This is a genomic window from Nonomuraea guangzhouensis, assembly GCF_019396345.1.
In the GTDB taxonomy this organism is placed as follows: Bacteria; Actinomycetota; Actinomycetes; order Streptosporangiales; family Streptosporangiaceae; genus Nonomuraea; species Nonomuraea guangzhouensis.
On sequence record NZ_JAHKRM010000029.1, the window covers coordinates 44,591 to 63,947 of the forward strand.

At 70.5% G+C, this 19,357-nt stretch carries 19 protein-coding genes; 10 read left to right on the forward strand and 9 right to left on the reverse strand.

All coding sequences use genetic code 11. The features are described 5' to 3' along the window. The first annotated feature begins 123 nt into the window (after positions 1-123). The 6 genes from KME78_RS45855 (at position 124) to KME78_RS45880 (ending at position 4,650) form a co-directional block, all read left to right on the forward strand. A complete protein-coding gene (locus KME78_RS45855; protein ID WP_219536252.1) occupies positions 124-834 on the forward strand; it encodes a GntR family transcriptional regulator in 711 nt (236 codons plus the stop codon). Between the two features lie 41 nt (positions 835-875). Beyond that, the gene (locus tag KME78_RS45860; protein ID WP_219536253.1) at positions 876-1,805 is read left to right on the forward strand and encodes a MerR family transcriptional regulator; all 930 of its coding nucleotides are present in this window, start codon (positions 876-878) and stop codon (positions 1,803-1,805) included. 69 nt (positions 1,806-1,874) lie between these two features. Then, entirely contained in the window at positions 1,875-2,681 is an 807-nt protein-coding gene (locus tag KME78_RS67585) for a PAS domain S-box protein (protein ID WP_219536254.1), read from the forward strand. Then, positions 2,665-3,132 (forward strand): hypothetical protein, encoded by a 468-nt coding sequence (locus KME78_RS45870; protein ID WP_219536255.1) that lies wholly within the window; start codon positions 2,665-2,667, stop codon positions 3,130-3,132. Before KME78_RS67585 ends, KME78_RS45870 begins: the two co-directional genes overlap by 17 nt. A 45-nt stretch (positions 3,133-3,177) precedes the next feature. After that, a complete protein-coding gene (locus KME78_RS45875; protein ID WP_219536256.1) occupies positions 3,178-3,663 on the forward strand; it encodes a DinB family protein in 486 nt (161 codons plus the stop codon). A gap of 24 nt (positions 3,664-3,687) precedes the next feature. Further along, a complete protein-coding gene (locus tag KME78_RS45880; protein ID WP_219536257.1) occupies positions 3,688-4,650 on the forward strand; it encodes a phosphotransferase in 963 nt (320 codons plus the stop codon). Here the strand turns inward: KME78_RS45880 and KME78_RS45885 are convergent. The 5 genes from KME78_RS45885 to KME78_RS45905 form a co-directional block, all read right to left on the reverse strand. Then, positions 4,647-5,303 carry a nucleoside/nucleotide kinase family protein gene (locus KME78_RS45885; RefSeq protein WP_219536258.1) on the reverse strand — a complete coding sequence of 219 codons (657 nt, stop codon included), beginning with the start codon at positions 5,301-5,303 and terminating at the stop codon, positions 4,647-4,649. The genes KME78_RS45880 and KME78_RS45885 overlap by 4 nt on opposite strands. After that, the gene (locus KME78_RS45890; RefSeq protein ID WP_219536259.1) at positions 5,300-6,166 is read right to left on the reverse strand and encodes a sugar phosphate isomerase/epimerase family protein; all 867 of its coding nucleotides are present in this window, start codon (positions 6,164-6,166) and stop codon (positions 5,300-5,302) included. Before KME78_RS45890 ends, KME78_RS45885 begins: the two co-directional genes overlap by 4 nt. Before the next feature lie 65 nt (positions 6,167-6,231). Beyond that, complete coding sequence (locus tag KME78_RS45895; RefSeq protein ID WP_219536260.1) at positions 6,232-6,978, reverse strand: ATP-binding cassette domain-containing protein; 747 nt, start codon at positions 6,976-6,978, stop codon at positions 6,232-6,234. Next, positions 6,975-7,949, reverse strand: coding sequence for an ABC transporter permease (locus KME78_RS45900; RefSeq protein WP_219536261.1), 975 nt, complete (start codon positions 7,947-7,949; stop codon positions 6,975-6,977). Before KME78_RS45900 ends, KME78_RS45895 begins: the two co-directional genes overlap by 4 nt. A gap of 7 nt (positions 7,950-7,956) precedes the next feature. Further along, positions 7,957-9,003: a sugar ABC transporter substrate-binding protein gene (locus KME78_RS45905; protein WP_219536262.1), complete on the reverse strand. Its 1,047-nt coding sequence runs from the start codon at positions 9,001-9,003 to the stop codon at positions 7,957-7,959. 130 nt (positions 9,004-9,133) lie between these two features. On the opposite strand from KME78_RS45905, the gene KME78_RS45910 reads away from it, so the two are divergent. Both KME78_RS45910 and KME78_RS45915 read left to right on the forward strand, forming a co-directional pair. Continuing rightward, positions 9,134-10,378 (forward strand): ROK family protein, encoded by a 1,245-nt coding sequence (locus KME78_RS45910; protein WP_219536263.1) that lies wholly within the window; start codon positions 9,134-9,136, stop codon positions 10,376-10,378. 3 nt (positions 10,379-10,381) lie between these two features. Beyond that, a complete protein-coding gene (locus KME78_RS45915; protein WP_219536264.1) occupies positions 10,382-11,059 on the forward strand; it encodes an adenylate kinase family protein in 678 nt (225 codons plus the stop codon). Here the strand turns inward: KME78_RS45915 and KME78_RS45920 are convergent. Genes KME78_RS45920 through KME78_RS45935 form a run of 4 tightly spaced genes read right to left on the reverse strand, consistent with a single transcriptional unit; the run spans position 11,033 to position 15,931 of the window. Beyond that, complete coding sequence (locus tag KME78_RS45920) at positions 11,033-12,172, reverse strand: acyl-CoA dehydrogenase family protein (RefSeq protein ID WP_219536265.1); 1,140 nt, start codon at positions 12,170-12,172, stop codon at positions 11,033-11,035. The two genes, KME78_RS45915 and KME78_RS45920, sit on opposite strands and share 27 nt — an antisense overlap. A 2-nt stretch (positions 12,173-12,174) precedes the next feature. Further along, the gene (locus KME78_RS45925; protein WP_219536266.1) at positions 12,175-13,737 is read right to left on the reverse strand and encodes an AMP-binding protein; all 1,563 of its coding nucleotides are present in this window, start codon (positions 13,735-13,737) and stop codon (positions 12,175-12,177) included. Between the two features lie 8 nt (positions 13,738-13,745). After that, the gene (locus KME78_RS45930; protein ID WP_308127379.1) at positions 13,746-14,642 is read right to left on the reverse strand and encodes a sulfotransferase; all 897 of its coding nucleotides are present in this window, start codon (positions 14,640-14,642) and stop codon (positions 13,746-13,748) included. Positions 14,643-14,650: 8 nt separating this feature from the next. After that, a complete protein-coding gene (locus KME78_RS45935; protein ID WP_308127380.1) occupies positions 14,651-15,931 on the reverse strand; it encodes a DegT/DnrJ/EryC1/StrS family aminotransferase in 1,281 nt (426 codons plus the stop codon). 160 nt (positions 15,932-16,091) lie between these two features. Here KME78_RS45935 and KME78_RS45940 point away from each other — a divergent pair, with 160 nt between their 5' ends. Together KME78_RS45940 and KME78_RS45945 are read left to right on the forward strand one after the other, a co-directional pair. Then, the gene (locus KME78_RS45940) at positions 16,092-17,447 is read left to right on the forward strand and encodes an FAD-binding oxidoreductase (RefSeq protein WP_219536268.1); all 1,356 of its coding nucleotides are present in this window, start codon (positions 16,092-16,094) and stop codon (positions 17,445-17,447) included. Between the two features lie 117 nt (positions 17,448-17,564). Continuing rightward, on the forward strand, positions 17,565-19,349 hold the full coding sequence (locus tag KME78_RS45945) for a carbamoyltransferase family protein (protein WP_219536269.1): 1,785 nt from the start codon (positions 17,565-17,567) through the stop codon (positions 19,347-19,349). Positions 19,350-19,357: the final 8 nt, after the last annotated feature.

Sequence of the window (19,357 nt, forward strand, 5' to 3'; positions counted from 1 at the left end):
AGGAGTCGGCCACTAGTCGAGCAGTACTGATATACAAGCATCTGTCGCACAGATGCGCAATACCAGTTGTGCGTCCGCCGGTCGTCCGCTCACGCAGGCGTCCCGCGCCGGTAGGGTGAGCGTGTGGCCGGATCGAATCAGCGGCGGACCAGCCGACGCACTGTCTACGAAGCCCTGCGCCGCAAGGTCCTGACCCTTGAGCTCCCGCCGGGGACGGCCCTGTCGGAGAACGAGCTGGCGGCCGCGCTCAAGGTGAGCCGCACACCGGTCCGGGAGAGCTTGATCCTGCTGTCCGAAGAGGGCCTGGTCCAGATCTTCCCCCAGGTCGGTTCGTTCGTCTCACGTGTCGACCCGGCCAGGGTGGCCGACGCGCAGTTCCTCCGCGAGGCCGTGGAGCTGGCCTCCCTCGACGACCTGCCCGCCGAGCTCGACCCCCAGCTGGTCGACGAGCTCCGGCGCAACCTCGGCGAGCAGCAGCGGCCGGGCCTCGATCTCGAGGGGTTCTTCGAGCTCGATGAGGCGTTCCACCAGGGCCTGCTGCGGCTGAGCGGACATGGCAGCGCCTGGACGACCGTGGCCTCGGCCAAGGGTCATCTCGACCGCGCGCGCCGGCTCGGCCTCCACGAGACCCCGGCGACGGACTTCGCCGCCCAGCACGTCCAGATCCTCGACGCGGTGCTCGCCGGCGACGTCGCGCTGGCCCGCACGGCCATGCGCACCCACCTGAGAGCCGTTTTCAACGACGTCGAACGCATCCGGGAGCACTCGCCCGAGCTGTTCGCGACGGATTCGGGCTCGGCTCCGGTACGCCGCAACGTCGTCGTCTGGGAGTAGCCGCTTGAGTCTCCAGTAAGGGGAGACGCGAAGGTGAGGGCATGGACGGCGACACGCGCTACTCGATCGGTGACCTGGCCCGGCGGACCGGGCTGACGGTCAAGGCGATCCGGTTCTACTCCGATCAGGGGATCGTGCCGCCGGCCGACCGCAGCCCGGCCGGCTACCGCCGCTACGGCATCGACGCCCTCGCCCGTCTGGAGCTCGTACGGACGCTGCGCGACCTGGGGCTGGACCTGCCCACGATCCGGAAGGTCGTGGAACAGGAGGTCACGCTCACCGAGGTCGCCGCGGCGCACGCCGACGCGCTGGCGGTGCAGATCCGCACGCTCCGGCTGCGGCGCGCGGTGCTGACGGCGGTGGCCAGGCGCGGGTCCACACCTGAGGAGATGGATCTCATGCACCACCTGGCCAAGCTCTCCGAGGACGAACGCCGGCGGCTGATCGGCGACTTCCTCGACACCGCCTTCGGCGGCCTCCCCGAGTTCGCCGGAGCCATGCGCTCGATGACCCCCGAGTTGCCCGACGATCCCGAGGCCGAGCAGGTCGAGGCGTGGGTCGAACTGGCCGAACTGTCCCAGGACCCGGACTTCCGCGCCGGCCTGCGGCGCATGGCCGAGCAGTACGCGGCCGAGCGGGCCCAGGGCGACACCGCGGTCCTGCGCCGCGACTCCATCGCGATGGTCCGTGAGGAGGCCGGCCCGGCGGTGGCGGCCGGCCTCGACCCCGCCGCACCCCAGGCCGACGCGGTCGTCGCGGCGGTCACCGCTCGCTACGCGGACGTTTTCGGCTGCCCCGACGATGACGCCCTCCGGCGGCGGTTGTTGACGCGGCTGGAGAGCGCGAACGATCCTCGCCGGGACAGATATCTCCAGCTGCTCGCGGTGATCAATGGCTGGCCGGCCCCGGAGAGCCTGGCGCCGGTGATCGACTGGTTCGTCCGGGCCCTGCGCGTCCGGATGCCGGAGTAGCGGAGAGCGCGCGGCGGATCGTCAGGGATAACCCCTCGATCCATCACTATATGCATTAATCTAGCAACCGTGAGTAACAGAGTCGATGTCGGCGCCCCTCTTTTTCGCCGTACGATCATCCGTGTGCTGCGCCGCATCGGCCGGCGCGGCGCCTCTCTGGCGTTCGTCGGTCTGCTGAGTCTGGCGATCGCCGCCTCGCTGGCGTACGTACCGGCTGACCAGCGGGTCGCCCCCGGATACGCCATGCTGGCCTCCATCGCTCCCCTGGGCGTGTGGGCGCTGGTCTGGTGCGCCACCGGCGCTCTGTGTCTGGTGCAGATGTTCATGCGCTCGGATCGCGTGGCCTTCGCCGTCGCCACGGCCCTGCTCATGTTGTATGGCCTGGTGTACCTGTTCTCCACCTTCACCGGTGCCAACCCCCGGGGGTGGGTCGGCGGCGCGGTCTGGCTGGCTTTCGGCGGCTGGATCGCGCTGATCGCCACCTGGCCCGAGGCCGTCATGGTGAGCCGCTTCCCGGGCGGCGAGGCCGAGGCCGAGTCGGAGGCCGTCATCGTCGCCGACGGCGCCGGGGTCATCCAGTCGTGGAACCCTCAAGCCGCGAGCCTGTTCGGCTGGACCATCGACGAGGCGGTCGGACGATCGCTGACGATGCTGATGCCGCCCCGCTTCCGCGCCCAGCACTCCGCCGGACTCGCCCGGGTGCGCCACGCCGGTCGCTCGGACCTGGCCGGGCGGATCATCCCGCTGGTCGGCCTGCACCGCGACGGCACCGAGTTCGCCATCGCCCTGACCGTCAACGCCTGGCACAGCGATGACGGCGTCACCTATACCGGTGTGATCCGGCCCATCGGAGGCGGCAGTGTCCAGCCTGAGTAACCTCCTGATCCAGTTCTCCGTCGGCATCGTGCCGCTCGGCGTGGCTTACCTCGCCTTCCGCTCGGCCACCGACGCCAACAAGAAGACGCAACAGACCGCGCTGCTGCAGGCCGAACGCCACGCCGAGCTGGAACGCTCCAAGGTCGACGCCGACGCCTACGTCCGCGCCAAAACGATCTACGAGGACGCGCTGACCCAGATGGAGCGGCAGGTGGACCGCCTGCAGGACCAGGCCACCCTGCTCAGCGCGGACCTGGCCAGCGAACAGACCGGCTCCGCCGCGATGCGCGAGCAGATCCGCCAGTTCCAGGCCCAGATCCGCGCCCTCGAACGCACCGTCGCCGCGCTGCGCGGTCAGCTCATCGAGGCGGGGCTGTCCCCCGTGTCCGGCTCCGAGACCACCGGGCCGCACATGATCGGCGGCCCGCCGCGTCCTCGACCGGCCGAATGACGCGGCCGGATCTTGTCGTTCGCGGTCGCTAGGATCGGCGCCACCATGAGCAAAGAGACTGAGACGCTCCTCGCAGCCCTCAACAGCCAGCGCGATCACGTGCTCGGCATCCTGGACGGCCTTCCGGAGGACGCGCTGCGGAGGCCGGTGCTGCCGTCGGGCTGGACGTGCCTGGGGTTGGTCCGGCACCTCGCCCTCGACGTCGAGCGATTCTGGTTCCGGGCCGTCACCGGCGGCGAGTCGGTCGATCTCGAGACCGGCGACGCCGCCTGGCAGGTCGCCCCCGACGTGACGGCCGAGGCGGTGTTCGACTTGTACCGGCGGGAGACCGAGCTGGCGAACGCCGTCATCGCCACCACCTCGCTCGATGCCCCGCCGCTCTGGTGGCCCGCTGACCTCTTCGGCGACGCGCCGCCCCGCGACCTGCGTACGGTCATCCTGCATGTGATCACCGAGACCGCGTGTCACGCCGGGCACCTCGACGCCGCCCGTGAGCTGACCGACGGAAAAACCTGGCTGGTCCTGACGTAGCCGCGGGCCGGTAGGGTGGCGGGCGTGAAAGATCTTCCGGCGGGGCTCGATGAGCGGGCGTTGCTCGACAGCCTGGGCGAGTGGGGGATCGGGGCGGTTTCGCTGGACTACGCGCCGGTCGGGTTCGGGGACTACCACTGGGTCGCGGCCGACGCCGACGGGCCGCGGTGGTTCGTCACGGTCGCGGACCTGACGCAGAAGGGCCCGTTCGAGCAGGGCTCCGCGGAGAGCGGCCTGCGGCAGGCCATGGACACCGCCGTCGCCCTGCGCGAGCAGGGGCTGGACTTCGTCGTCGCACCCCTGGGCGAATCACTTCGGCTGCTCGGCCAACGGCATGCGGTGAGCGTCTTTCCGCTGGTACACGGGCGCACCGGGGATTTCGGCCAGAGCCTGACGGCAGGCGAGCGCGCCGCGGTCGTGGAGCTGCTCGCCGAGTTGCACCGTACGGCGCCGCCGGCTTCGACCCCCGTGCGGCCCCTGCGCATTCCGGCACGGGACCGCCTGGAGGACGCCCTCCAGGCGGCGGGCGGGGTCTGGCAGGGCGGGCCGTACGCCGAACCCGCCCGAGCCCTGGTGGCCGAGCACGCCGGGAGGTTACGGGAGCGGCTGGACGAGTTCGACCGGCGGGCCGACGAGGTGAGCGGCGAGCACCTCGTGGTGACTCACGGTGAGCCGCATCCCGGCAACCTCGTGCTGGCCGACCGCGGCCCCCTGCTGGTGGACTGGGACACGGTGGGGTTGGCACGGCCCGAGCGGGACCTGTGGCTGGTCGCCGATGGGCCGGAGGACCTGGCACGCTACGCGGACATCACCGGGCGGTGGCCCGACCCGGAGGTCATGGACCTCTATCGGCTGCGATGGGCCATCGAGGACGTGGCCCTTTTCGTGGCCGACTTCCGCGGGCCCCATGACAGCGGCGCCGACAGCCGCCAGGCGTGGGAGGCGCTCACCGGCACCGTACTCGACCTCTGCGGTCAGCGCGGCTAGGCCTCCAGCGTGCGCAGGGTCGGGTCGGAGATCACCAGGTCGGCGCCCGGACGGGTGCCGCTGACCAGGGTCGCGTTCCGCTGGTCGGTCCCCATCACCCAGGCCACGGCCGCGTCGTGCTCCTTGCCGAACTGCTCGTGGCGGGCGATGAGCCGCCGCACCCGTTCGGCCTCGTCGAGATCGCAGTACCAGACCTCGTCGAGCTCGGGCCGGACCCGCGCCCAGTCGCCCTGCTCGAACAGCAGGTAGTTGCCCTCGGTGACGATGAGGCGGGCGGTCCGCGGGATCGGGATGCTGCCCGCGATCGGCTGTTCCAGGTCGCGTTCGAAGGCGGGGGCGTAGATCACGTCGTCCTCGTCCGCGCGCAGGCGGTGCAGCAGTGCGGCGTAGCCGGCGGCGTCGAAGGTGTCAGGGGCGCCCTTGCGGTCGCGGCGGCCGAGCCGGTCGAGCTCCACGTCGGCCAGGTGGAAGCCGTCCATCGGCACGTGCGCCACCCAGTCGAGCGCGGGCTGGTCCTGCCGCAGCAGCCAGATCAGGTGCTCGGCGAGCGTCGACTTGCCGGCGCCGGGGCTGCCCGTGATGCCCAGCACCGCGCGGTGGCCGTCGCGTACGAGGGAGCGGGCTCGGGCGGCCAGGTCGGTGAGGGTCGTCATCGAGTCTGGCTCGCGTGCAACTGGCCGGTGATGAAGCCGTGAGCCTGGCGGGCCAGGTCCTCGCCGTCGGACCACAGGTTGCGCCAGACGGCCAGGTCGTTCGACAGGCCGCGCGCCACCACGGCCGAAGAGAAGGACTCGAAGGTGATCGGTCCCCGGTAGCCGATGTCGGCCAGCGCGTGGAAGAACGAGGTGAAGTCCAGGTGCCCGGAGCCGAGATAGCCGCGGTGGTTCTCGCCGATGTGGACGTAGCCGAGCCGGGACCCGACCTCGCGCACCGGCCGTACAAGATCGTCCTCTTCGATGTTCATATGGTAAGTGTCCAGGTGAATGAGGACATTGTCCTCCCCGATGTCGTCGGCCAGCCGGAGCGCGTCGTGCGCGGTGTTGATGACGTTGGTCTCGTAGCGGTTGCAGATCTCCAGGCCGAGCGTCATGCCGCGGCGCCGCGCCTCCTGCGCCAGGCCGCGCAGCACCGACACCACGTTGCCGCGCCCGGCGTCGGTGAGCGGGCGGTCGTACTTGCCCAGGGCGCTGTAGAGGGCGCCGGTGAAGTGCGTGCCGCCGAGCTCGTGGGTGATGACGAGCGAGTCGTGCAGCAGCTTCTCGCCACGCGCCACCACGTCGGCGTCGTCGCTGGAGACATCGGCGTCGAAGGCGAGTCCGCGCGAGCACGCCACACCGAGACCGGCGGACCGCAGGGCGTCGCGCGCGGCCGGGACGTCGAGGTTGACGGAGTCGTGCAGCGACAGTTCGAGCAGGTCGAAGCCGGTCTCCTTGGTCTTGCGGATCGCGTGCTCCACCGACGCGGGCGTGGTGTCGCCGACCCAGACGAGGGCGTGGACGCCGATGGGGTTGGTCATGGTGGCAGTGCTGGTTATCGTGGGGCTCGTCATCGGGGTGCCTTCTGTTGATCGTTGGTACGGGCTCACTGGCCGGCGGCGCCGGTGACGAGGGAGACGATCTCCTCGCCGTTCGTCTCGGACGTACGGCGCCCGCCGACGCAGCGGCCGGCGCGCATCACCCAGACCTGGTCGCTCAGCCGCATGACCTGCGCGAAGTTGTGGCTGATGAGGAGCACCGTGTGCCCCTCGTCGCGCAGCCGCAGGATGAGCTCCTCGACCCGGGCCGTCTCCTGGACGCCGAGCGCGGCCGTCGGCTCGTCCATGATGACGAGCCGGGAGCTGAAGCCCGCCGCGCGGCAGATGGCGACGGCCTGGCGCTGCCCGCCGGACAGCCGCCGGACGCGGGACTTCACCGCGGGGACGTTGACCGCGAGCGTGGAGACCATCTCCCGCGCGCGGGCCTGCATCGCCCGCCGGTCCAGGAACGCGATGGGACCGAACCCGCGGACGAGCTCGCGGTTGAGGAAGAGGTTCTGCCAGACGGTGAGGTCCTCGACGAGCGCCAGGTTCTGGTGGACGGTCTCGATGCCGGCCTTGCGGGCGTCGTCGGGGGAGTGGAAGTCGATCTCCTGCCCGTCGAAGACGATGTGACCGTTGTCGGGCCGGTGGATGCCGGAGACGCACCGGACCAGCGTGGACTTGCCCGCGCCGTTGTCGCCGACCAGGGCGGTGATCTCGCCTGGGCGCAGGGAGAGCGAGACGTCGGCGAGGGCGCGGACGTTGCCGAAGGACAGGGACACGTTCCGGCATTCGAGCAGGCTGTTCGTCATCGCTGGAACCTTGTCAGGAGCGCGGCCAGCACCACGACGATGCCGACGGCGAGAGGCTGGTAGAACTGCGAGACGCCGAGCAGCGTCAGCCCGTTGACCAGCGCGATGAGCAGGAGCGCGCCGATGACCGGGCCGATGATGCTGCCGCGCCCGCCGAACAGGCTCACCCCGCCGAGCACGACCGCGGCCACGGAGTTGAGCAGGAAGGCGGTGTTGGCGGCGGGCTCGGCCGCGCCGATCCGGGCGACCAGCAGGATGGCCCCGAGCCCGGCGAGCACGCCGGAGATCGTGTAGACGGCGATCTTCACGCGCTGGGTGCTGATCCCCATGGCCGTCGCGGACTCCGCCGCGCCGCCCGTGGCCAGCACGTGCGTGCCGAACCGGGTGTGGAACAGCAGGACGTGCCCCAGCACCGCGACGACCGCCGCGATGACGAACGACCAGCCGAAGATCCCGAGCCCGCCGGTCGACAGCCGGAGCAGCGCCGCGTCGATGATCGTCACGGGCTTGCCATCGGACAGGATCAGCGCCAGCCCGGAGGCCGCAGAAAGGGTGCCGAGCGTGACGATGAAGTCGGTGATCTTGCCCCGGGCGATGATCACCCCGTTGACCACGCCGACCAGGCCGGAGGCGACGATGGCCGCCAGGCACGACAGCGCCAGGCCCATGCCCATCGAGTAGGCCTGGCCGAAGGCGACCGCGCCCAAGGTCATCGCCGAGGCGATCGACAGGTCGATGCCCGCCGTGGCGATGACGAACGTCTGGCCCACGCTGAGGATGATCAGGATGGCGGCGGCGACCAGCATCGACGCGATGTTGCCCGCGCTCAGGAACGTCGGGTTCAGCGCCTGGAAGACGATCACCAGGACGATCAGCCCGACGAGGGCCGCCCACTCGGCCCAGAAGCCGACGTCCTTCAGACGCGCGGTCCAGGCTTCGCGCTCGGGTGCGGCGATTGCAGTGTTTGCCATCACTGTCCTACTGGATGAGGCTCTTGAACGGGTCGGCGTAGGTGCCGAACGGCTTGGGCGTCGCCGCCAGAGCCTTGTCCGCGTTGTCCTTGGTGACCAGCTCGACCGGGGACTTCACCGTGCCCGGCAGCGGCTTGCCCGCCGTGGCGGCCTGGCACGCCTCGATGCCCATCAGGCCCATGGCGTACGGGTACTGGGCGACGGTGCCGTCCAGCGTGCCGGCCTTGACCGCTTCGAGGGCGTCCTTGATGCCGTCGACGCTGATGACCTTCACCTTCCCCGCCTGGCCCGCGTTGGCGATGGCCCGCGACACGCCGAGCCCCATGTCGTCGTTGGCGACGAAGAAGCCCTTCAGGTCCGGGTGCGCGCGCAGGAGGTCGGTCGCGGCGGTGAGCGCGGTCTGACGATCCCAGTTGGCGGCGACGGTCTGGACGACCTTGAGCTTGGTGCCGACGCCCTGCTCGAACCCCTCGACCCGGGCGCCGCTGGTGACGTCACCCGCGATGCCGCCGACCACCGCGACGTCACCGCCGGCGGGCACGAGCTCGCTCATCCGCTGCCCGGCCATCTTGCCCGCCTCGACATTGTCGGTGCCGATGTACGTGGCCAGCTTGACGTTGGCGCTCTTGGCCGCGCCGGGGTCGACCGGGCTGTCGATGTTGACGATGGGCTTGTTCTGCGCGGCGATCCTGGCCAGGCCCTGGATCAGGTTGGTGCCGGTGATCGGGTTGACCACGAAGCAGGTGAAGGGCTGCCCGCCAAGCCCGTTGAGCTTGTCCGCCTGTCCGGTGGTGTCGGTGATGGAGGTGGCGGCCTGGACCGTGAGGGCCACGCCGCCCGCCTTGGCCTGCTCGTCCATGCCCTGCTTCATCGTCTGGAAGAACGGATTGTCCAGACCCTTGATCACCGCGGCGACGTTCGGAGTCGCGGCGCCGGCGGTCGAGACGGTCGGACCGGCCGACACGCTGGAGCCGCACGCTCCCAGGGCCAGTGTTCCGGCCGCCAGAACGGCGGTGACCGCCGTCGCTCGCCTGCCATGCGAGGTCGTGTGCATCGGATGCCCCTTTCGGCGTCGATGGGATGACCGTATGACTACTTCCGAAGACTGACAACCCTTCTTTCGACTTTTTAAGACGAAACTTTCTTGACTTACGAGTAGTCACAGTCACCGATAGAGTGGACCAATGGCCATAACAGGCGTGTCCGCGCCGCGGATGGGAGTCAGCTCAGGGGAGATCCTCAGCTTGTTCCGCGACATCCCCGACGGGCTCACGAAAGCCGACGTCATGCGGCATACCGGTCTGTCGCGTACGACGGTCAACCAGCGCCTCGACGGGCTGCTGGCCGCGGGACTGCTCATCCCCGCGCCCACGGAGGCGCGCACGAAGGGCCGGCCCGCCGGCCAGTTCGTCGTCAACCGCGACCGGGGCGTGCTGCTGGTGGCCGACGTAGGCGCCACCGGCCTGCGCACCGCCGTGTGCGACCTGGGCGGGGAGGTGCGGGCCGAACGCGACGTCCGCGCCGACGTGACGAGCGGCCCGACGGCGATCCTGACGATCGTGTCCGAGCTGTTCGCCGAGCTGCTCGACGAGCGCGGCCACGTTCCCGCCGACGTGCTCGGCATCGGCATCGACGTGCCCGGTCCGGTCGACTTCGCCAGCGGGCGGGTGGTCAGCCCGCCGATCATGACCGGCTGGGACCGCTTCGACATCCCGGGCTGGTTCACCGCCCGCTACCACTGCCCGGTGCTGGTCGACAAGGACGTCAACGCGATGGCCTTCGGCGAGCAGCGCCTGCGCTACCCCGGGATCCCGCATCTGCTCATGGTCAAGATCGGCACCGGCGTCGGCACCGGCCTCATCGCGGGCGGCCAGGTGCACCGGGGGGCCGACGGCGCGGCCGGCGACATCGGCCACATCCAGGTCGTGGTCGACGACGTGGCCGAGCCGCCGCTCTGCCGGTGCGGCAACGTCGGCTGCGTGGAGGCGCACACCGGGGGCTGGGCGCTCGTCCGCGATCTCCAGGCGGCGGGCCGCGACGTCGCCACCGTCGACGACGCCGTGCGGCTGATCCGCTCCGGCGACCTGCTCGCCGTACGACTCGCGCGCCGCGCGGCCCGCATACTCGGCGGCGCCATCGCCGACACCGTCAACCTGTTCAACCCGCGCATCATCGCGATCGGCGGCCAGCTCGCGCACACCGACGAGCAGCTGTTCGCCGGCATCCGCGAGATCGTCTACCGGCGGTCCCTGCCGCTGGCCACCCGCAATCTCCAGATCGTCCGCAGTGATCTCGACCCTGACGCGGGCATACTCGGGCTCGCGCAGCTCCTCGTGGACGGGATCTACTCTCCCCAGCGGGTCCAGGAACTCGTCGATCGCGGTGGCGTGGGCAGTAAGATCATGCACCCCGTCCCCGACGGAGAATGAGACATGCGGAAATACGTGATCTTGGGCGTTCAGGGCAGCGGCAAGGGCACCCAGAGCACCTTGCTGGCCACCGATCTCGACCTGGTGCACATCAGCGTCGGCGACATCTTCCGCTGGCACGTCAAGAGCCACACCAAGCTCGGCGCCCAGGTCCGCCGCCTGGTCGCGGCCGGCGAGCTCGTGGGCGACGACCTGGTGGAGGCCGTCGTCAGGGAGCGCCTCCAGCAGCACGACTGGAACTTCGGCTTCATCATCGACGGCTTCCCGCGCAGCCGGCGGCAGGCGGAGTTCTTCCTGGAGAGCTACGACATCGACGGCGTGATCCACCTCGACCTGCCCGACGACGAGGTGCGGCGGCGGGTCCTGGCCAGGCGGTTGTGCTCACGCTGCGGCATGGACTACAACCTGATCGCCCACCGGCCGGAGACCGAGGGCAGGTGCGACGTATGCGGCGGCGAGCTCGTCACCCGCGAGGACGACGCCCCCGACGCGCTCGCCACGCGGCTGCGCGAATACCACGACAAGATCGACCCGGTCGTGGAGCTGTTCCGCGGCAAGGAGTACGTCACGACGGTCGACGCCCGCGACGACAAGGTGACCGTCCAGCGGAGCATCCGCACCCGTCTCAACCTCCCGCCATACGCTCCGGAAAAATCAGGGGGCGAAGTCGCGGCCGAGTAGCTGCCGGGCGACGACCAGCTTGGTGATCTGGGCGGTGCCGTCGGCGATCTGCAGCGCGATCACGTCCCGCAGCCGCTGCGCCTGCCGCAGCTCCTCCGAGTAGCCGGCCTGCCCGAACGTGAGCAGCGCCTGCTGGACGGCGTCCGCGGCCATCCTCGGCACCCACCACTTGACCATGTTCGCCTCGGTCGTGTGCGGGAGCCCCTGGTCCTTGCGCCACAGCGCCTCGTAGCAGAGCGCCCGGCCCGCGCGGAGCTGCGTGGCGTACTCGACCAAGGGGAAGCTGAGCCCCTGGAAGGTGCCGAGCGGGCGGCCGAAGGCGTTGCGGGTGCGCGCCCGCTCCAGCGCGTCGTCGATCGCCGCCTGCGCGGTACCCGTCGCCATCAACGCGATCAGCGCCCGCGAATAGTCGAAACCCCGCATGACCTGCACGAACCCAAGGCCCTCGCCGCCCACGATCGTCTCGGGCCCGGCGGACAGGCCGTCGAAGGTCAGATGGGCGCGGCCCACGGCGCGGTTGCCGAGGTCGGTGAACGCCTCCCGCTTGGCGGCGGCCAGGTCGGCGAGGAAGGCGGTGACGCCGCGCGCCCCCTGCCCGCCGGTCCTGGCGAAGACCAGGCCGTGCGTGGCGGTCATGCCGAGCATGATCGAGGTCTTCTCGCCGTGCAGCAGCCAGGCGCCGTTCTGCGGCGTGGCGCGGAACTCGATGGCGGCGGCGTCCGATCCGTGCTCGGGCTCCGTCAGGCAGATGGCCGGGATCAGGTCCCCCGAGGCCAGGGCGGGCAGCCAGTCGCCGCGCTGCTCCGGTGAGGCGTTGGCCTGGAGGATGTCGGCCACGAGCGCGGCGTTGAGCACCAGGTAGCAGCTGTTCACGTCGGCGCGGGCCAGCTCTTCGAGCACCAGGCCGGTGGTCACGGCGTCGGCGCCCGTACCGCCGTACTCCCGCTGGACGCGCAGGCCGAGCAGGCCCATGCGGGCCAGCTCGCCGGGCAGCTCGGGGCGCATGGCGGCGGCGCGGTCGTCGGACTGGTAGTGCGGGGCGAGGCGCTCGGCCGCGAAGTCGCGCACCCGGGCGCGCAGCCGCTCCTGCTCGTCGTCGAAGGCGAAGTCCATGCTCAGCCCATCCGTTCCCGCAGCTCGAACTTCTGCACCTTGCCCGACGCCGTCTTCGGCAGCTCGGCCACGACCGTCAGGCGTTCCGGCCAGAACTGCCGGGCCATGCCGAGCCGCTCCAGATGCCCCTGTACGTCGGCGAGCGACGGCGGCTCGCCATCCGGGACGACGAAGGCGCACGCCCGCTCGCCGAGCCGCTCGTCGGGATAGGCCACCAGCGCGGCCTCCTTGATCCGCGGGTGCCGCCACAGCGCGGCCTCCACCTCGACCACGGGGATCTTCTCCCCGCCCCTGACGATCAGGTCCTTGGCCCGGCCGGTGATCCGGATGCCTTCGTGGCCGTCGTCCCTGGCCAGGTCACCGGTGTCGAACCAGCCGTCGGCGGTGAGGGACTCGCCGTACAGGTCCGGGCGCTTCCAGTAGCCGACGCACTGGTTGGCGCCGCGTACCTGCAGCCGGTCGCCGGCGATCCGGACCTGCATCCAGGGCGCGGGCCGGCCGTCGGAGCGCGCGGCGAGATCCGGCGGGTCCTCGGGGCGGGTGATCGTGACCGTGGCGTTCTCCGTCATGCCCCACAGCGCGTACATGCGCACACCGAGCACGTCGCCCGCCTCCTCCACCACCTTCGGCGGGATCGGTGACCCGCCGCAGGCGAAGGAGTCGAGGGTCTTCAGGTCGCGGGGGCGGGCCCGCTGCGCGGCGATGGCGTCGACCACGAACGTGGTGGCGCCCATGCCGAAGTTGACGCCTTCCGACTCGACCAGGCCGAGCATGACGTCCGGGTCCCACACGTCCTGGAACACCGCCCGCCCGCCGAGCTGCAGCGGCATCAGGAAACAGTAGAGGTAGCCGGCCTGGTGGGTGAGCGGCGAGCCCATGTGGACGACCAGGTCCTCGTCCAGCCCGAGGGCCTCCGCCTCGGTGCGGATGCCGGCGTACAGCGTGTTGTGGGTGTGCATGACGCCCTTGGGCTCGCCCGTCGTGCCCGAGGTGAACATCACCTGGGCCAGGTCGTCCGGGCTCGCCTCCAGCGGCCCGGGGTGGACGTCGCGGCCGGACATGAAGACGTCGTCGAAGTCGAGCGGGCCGCCGCCGATGGTCACCGCGTGCCGCAGCGTCGGCACCTCCTTGGCGATCTCCGCGAGCATCCCGGCGTGGTCGAAGCCGCGGAACGACGCGGGCGCGACACAGACCTTCGCTTCCGTACGTTCCAGCATGAAGCCGACCTCGCGTTTGCGGAGGATCGGGATGATCGGGTTGACCGCCGCGCCCACCCGCATGCAGGCGAGCGCGAGCGTCGGGAACTGCCACCAGTTCGGCAACTGGAGCGCGACCACGTCGCCCGGGCCGACGCCCAGCTCGGTCAGGGCCCCGGCGAACCGCTCCACCAGCCGGGACAGATCCGCGTACGTCAGTTTGACCAGCTCGTCGGCGCCCGCCTGGTGCGCCGTGATCGCCACGCGCCCGGGGGAGCGCTCCACCGCCCGCCGGAGATCGTCCAGGGGCGTGGTGTCGCGCCACCAGCCTTCCCGGTAGCAGTGCTCGGCGTCGCTTCGCCACTCCATGCGTCCTCCTACCGGTTGTTCAGGTGGTAGCCGTACCTGCCCATGAGCGGCAGCGCGGCCAGGGTGCTCAGCGCGACGCTCGAGGCCGGCAGTGCGGTACGCCAGGCCTCGTCGGGCCTGATGGTCACGGGCCCGGTACGCAACCGGTCGGGGTTGCCCGTCACGGTGTGGTTGACGCCGAGCCGGGCGGTGCCGCCGTCGAGCACCGGGCCGGGCGGTGGGAGACCCGCCCACGCCATGACCCGGCCGATCGTCTCGGCGGGCCGGGCGGCGAAGTCCTCGTACCTGAGCCTGAGGCACCTTTCGGGGAAGGCGCTCGCGATCCACTCCGACGCCGCGTTGAAGCCGGTCCAGTACGTGCTGCTGCGCAGGGGGCTCATGGCCGGGATGTAGCCCTTGGCGCGGTGCCAGGAGTACGCGGTCGCCCTGGGGTCGCGCACCATGTGCAGGACCTGGGGGCGCAGGTCGGGCAGGCCCATGAGGTGGGCCGCCTCGGCGGGGAACTTGGAGGTGTCGACGATCAGCTCGGCGCCGAGCGCCTCGCCGATCGCGGTGTAGAGCCGCCGCTTGACCGCGCTGACGCGCCGCACGTCGCGCGGCTGCGGGGCCAGGCCGCGGGCCTCGCGCAGGCGTTCGCGGGTGAAGCGGGTGCGCAGGCAGGCGTTGTGCAGCTGGATCATCTCCGTCGCGATGGCGTGGCCGTCCACCTCGAGCAGCACCTGCCGCCACACGTCGCAGTCACGCAGGTCCTTGCCGCAGCCGCAGGTGCTGTTGGTGCCGGTGCAGAGCACGCCGTTGGACCACAGGTAGTTGAGCTCGCCCACGTGCGCGACGCCCGGCAGCTCGTTGAGCAGGTTGCCGAGGAGCGTGCTGCCCGACCTGCACCAGCCCGTGACGTAGAGCACCCGAGGCGTCATCGGCTCGCGGCCCGTCCGGCGGCGACGGCCTTCTCCGTTGTCGTGGTCGCGGCTGTTGCGGTCTCGGCGGCGGGCCTTCTGGCGGCGGCTTTTCTGACGGCGGCCACCAGGCGGTCGCAGTCGGCGAGGGTCAGGTTGGCCGAGAGCGGGATGTCGATCGCCTCGCTGACGTAGCGCGCCGAGGCCGGGAACAGGCTCCGCGCGGCGTCGGGATCGTCGCCGAGCAGGAACCGCCAGTTCCAGAAGGCGCGGACGTTGACGTCGTCGCGGTCGCCGAGCGCGCGGGCGTCGACCCCCTCGGCCATGACGGCTCCGGCGAAGGCCGCGCACTCCCGTGGCGCGGCCCCCGGCAGCCGGAAGACCAGCGCCTCGCCGAGGTACGCGCCGGGCGCCACCGGCTGCCGGAGCGCGATCCCGTCGAGGTCCGCCAGCCGCTCGGCGACGTAGTCGTAGTTGCGTCGATGAGCCACCAGCCGGTCGGGCAGCCGCTGGAGCAGGGCCCCGGCCAGCGCCGCCCTGATCTCGTCCATGCGGAAGCTGAAGATGGGGAACGCCCGGTCGTCGACGTCCGGGACCTGGCCAGGGAAGTGGCGGGCCATCCGGCCTTCGTACGCGCCGCTGTAGACCACCGCGCGGGCGTACGCCTCGGGGTCGTCGGTGAGCAGGAACCCGCCTTCTCCGGTGTTGAGCGACTTGTCGGACTGGGTGCTGAAGGCGCCGAAGTGGCCAAACGTGCCCAGATAGCGGCCATCGAGCCGAGCGCCGAGCGCGGGCACCGCGTCCTCGACCACGAAGGCGCCGTACTCCTCAGCCAGTCGGCATATTTCCGGCATGTCGCTGGCGAAGCCGCGCATGTGCACGACCACGACCGCCTTGGCGCCCTCGTCCAGCACCCGGCGCAGGTCGCGCACGTCGAGGTGCAGGTTCTCCTCGCACTCCACGAGCACCGGCCGGTGCCCGGCCAGCAGGATGGCGCTCGGCGTGGCCGCGAAGGTGAACGCGGGGCAGGCGATCGGCGAGCCGGCGGGTAACTGGAGCGCGAGCAGGCTCAATGTGATCGCGGTGGTGCCACTGGCGCAGGCCAGCGCGTGCCGGGCGCCGAACACCTCGCACAGCCGCCGTTCGAAGAGCCCGGTAAATGTCTCCTCGTGCGGTCGGAAATCGTAACGGAAGAACAGCTGGGCGCGGAGCGCCTCCATGGCTGCGGCGATGTCCTCCGGGCTGAGGAAGACATCACCCTTGTCATAAGTGGGCCAGGTGGTCAGGGGTGGATTCACCGGTCCCTCGAATCTGTTGTGCAAATAACGTAGTGAATTTGAGCGATGGAGCTAAGAGCCGACTATCGCCTTAGATCCCGGGAAAGGCAACCCCCCTCGCGTGTGTCACAAATGCGTGATAAGCCGTCGAAGAACCCAGGCCCGAGAAAGGAACAAGCCCGTGACGGTCTCCACACTGAACGCCGCGTGTCCCGATCGGGTGGTCGGCCCCGGCCACCCCGCTTATGACGAGTTGCGGCTGCTCTTCAACGGCATGCACGATCTGCGGCCCCGGCTGATCTGCCTGCCGCGCGACGTCGCGGAGCTGCGCGCGGTGATCCGCACCGCCCGCGAGGCCGGCCTGGTCACGGCGGTGCGCGGCGGCGGGCACAACGTCGCCGGGTACGCCTCCGTCGAGGACGGGCTGGTCATCGACCTGCGGCTGATGAGCTCGGTGACGGTCGATCCGGGAGAACGCGTCGCCACGGTGGGCGGCGGCGCCACCTGGAGCCAGCTGGACCTGGCGACCACGGCGTACGGCCTGGCCACCACGGGCGGCACCTTCGACACCACCGGCGTCGGCGGCCTGACCCTGGGTGGCGGCCTCGGCCATCTGATGGGCAGATATGGTCTGACCTGCGACAACGTGCTCTCGTATCAGCTCGTCACGGCCGCCGGGGAAGTGGTCGAGGTGGACGCGGAGCGCGATCCCGAGCTCGACTGGGCGCTGCGCGGCGCGGGGCACAACTTCGGCGTGGTGGCGGCCTTCCGCTTCCGGACGCACCCGGTGGGCCTGCTGTACGGGGGGTGCGTCGCCTACCCGCGCGCCGAGCTCGGCCCGGCCGTGCGCCTGTTCCGCGACCTCATGGCCGACGCGCCCGACGAGCTCACCTGCACGCTGCTGCTGAAGAGGTACGGTCCCACGCAGGTTCCGGCGGCGGTGATCTGCGTGGCCTACAGCGGCGAGGACGAGGGATACCGGGCGGCGCTGGAGAAGCGGCTGCGCGGGCCGGAGATCCTCGACTGGCAGCTCATGCCCAGGTCGTACCTCTCGCTGCAGGCCACGTTCGGCCGCCTGGCCTTCGGGCTGCGGCACTACTGGAGCGCCCGCTTCGCCGACGCCCTGCCAGACGAGCTGGCCGAGGCGCTGGTCGAACGGTTCCTGGCCGGCCGGTGGCTGGGGCCCTTCAGGGACGGGATCCTCGTCGAGGCGCTGCACGGCGCGGTGCGGCGGGTGCCCGCCGAGGCCACGGCCGTGCCCTTCCGCGACGCGGGCTTCAACGTCACGGGCACGGCGATCTGGGCCGACCCGGCCGCCGACGAGGAGCAGGTCGCCTGGGCGCGGTCCGTCGCGGACGCCGTCGAGCCGTACGGCCGCTGGGGTGACGGATACATCAACTATGCGTCCACCGGCGAGCGGGCCAGGAAGACCTTCGGCGAGACGGCCTTCGACCGGCTGACCTCGGTAAAACGGCGGCTGGACCCGGACAATTTCTTCCGCGGCAACTACAACGTCGCGCCCTCGGCCGTCCGCTGAGCCGCGTCCACCGGCTCAACGATGCGTCGCCTCCGGGGTCATCGTCCAGTGGACGCCGTCCAGGGCGCCATGACCTTCACTGGTGGGACTCGGGTCCTTCACCGCCAAGGAGTTCTCGTGATCGTCCTCGGATACAACGGGTTCGGTAAGGTCGCCGAACTCTTCGCACGTTATTACGGGTCGACGGGAATCGACCGGCACATGCTCTACGGTCACGATTCCTCGGCGGCCCTCATGGTGGACGGAGAATTGGTCGCGGCCGTCGAGGAAGAACGGCTCAATCGCGAGAAGAAGACCGCCAGGTTTCCGGTGAACGCCATCGAATGGGTTTTACGTGAGGCCGGTAAGTCATTCGACGACGTCGATGTATTCGCGCATTCCTGGCGTTTCTCCCAGGAGGTCATGAACAACATGATCGCCGAGATCGTGGACGCCGACGCGCCGGTGGACAAGAAATTCGCCAGGCTGCGGCGGCTCGACGACACCTACACCCGGATATTCAGCGAGCAGGCCATTCTCGCCGACTTCCACGAGCACACGGGATACCCGCTGACGGCCGAGAAGCTGGTCACGGTGCCGCATCACATCGCCCACCTGATGACGGGATACCACCTGTCCGGCGGCGGCGACGCGGCGTTCGTGGTCAGCGACGGCCGGGCTGAGTGGCTGTCGGCGATCCTCGGCGAGGTGCGCGACGGCAAGGTGCGGGTGTTCGACGACGCGACCGTCGACGGGGACAACTCGCTCGCCCTGCTGTTCGCGGTGCTGACCAGGTATCTCGGCTTCGTCCCCAACAACGACGAGTACAAGGTCATGGGCCTGGCCGGCTACGCCCCGCCGCCGGAGCCCAACCCGCTGCTCAAGCACGTGGTGGAGCTGACGGGCGACGGCCGCTACACCATCCCCTACGCGCCGCGGGCCGTACGCGCCTACTACGCGCTGTTCGACCGGATCTTCGACACGGACCCGGACGGCCGGGAGGACTTCGACGTGCGGGTCCGGGTCGCCGGGGCCGCCCAGGAGATGATCGAGGCGGTGACGGCCCACCAACTGCGCGCGCTGGAGGAGCGCAGCGCGCTGCCGCGGCTGCTGTTCGAGGGCGGCCTGGCGCTGAACTGCGTCAACAACACCAAGCTGCTCGAAGGGTCCAGGTTCGCCGAGATGGACGTGAGCTTCGGCGCCAGCGATCCGGGCGTGGCCATCGGCGCCGCCTTCTACGCCAGTCAGGAGGCGGGCGACAGGCCGCGGGTCAGCGGCTCGCCGTACCTGGGGCCCGCCTACGGCGACGAGGAGATCCGCGCCACGCTGGACGCCCACGCGGGGCGCGTCGAATGGCGGGAGCTCGCTCCGGGTGACGTCGCGCGGGAGACGGCGGCGCTGCTTCAGGAGAAGTGCGTGGTCGGCTGGTTCCAGGGGCGGACGGAATACGGGCCGCGCGCGCTGGGCAACCGGAGCATCCTGGCCAATCCGCGGTTCGGCGATATCAAGGACATCATCAACGACCGGATCAAGCACCGCGAGCCCTTCCGGCCCTTTGCGCCGGTCGTCCTCGAAGACGTGGCTCCCGAGGTGTTCGAGCTGGGGAAGAAGCGCGCCTCGCCGTACATGACGTTCGTCTTCCCCGTACGGCCCGGCTACCGCGACCTGATTCCCGGCGCCACGCACGTCGACGGCACCTCCAGGATCCAGACGATCCGCGAGGACGACAACCCGCTGCTGGCGGAGTTGCTGCGCGCCTTCACCGAGCTGACCGGGGTGCCCTGTCTCATCAACACCTCGTTCAACGTGGCCGGCGAACCCATCGTGTGCTCACCGGCCGACGCCATGGACTGCTTCCTGAAGACCGAGATGGATTACCTCGTGCTCGGACGGTTTGTAGCCACCAAATCAGCTCAGCGTTGACAACCATT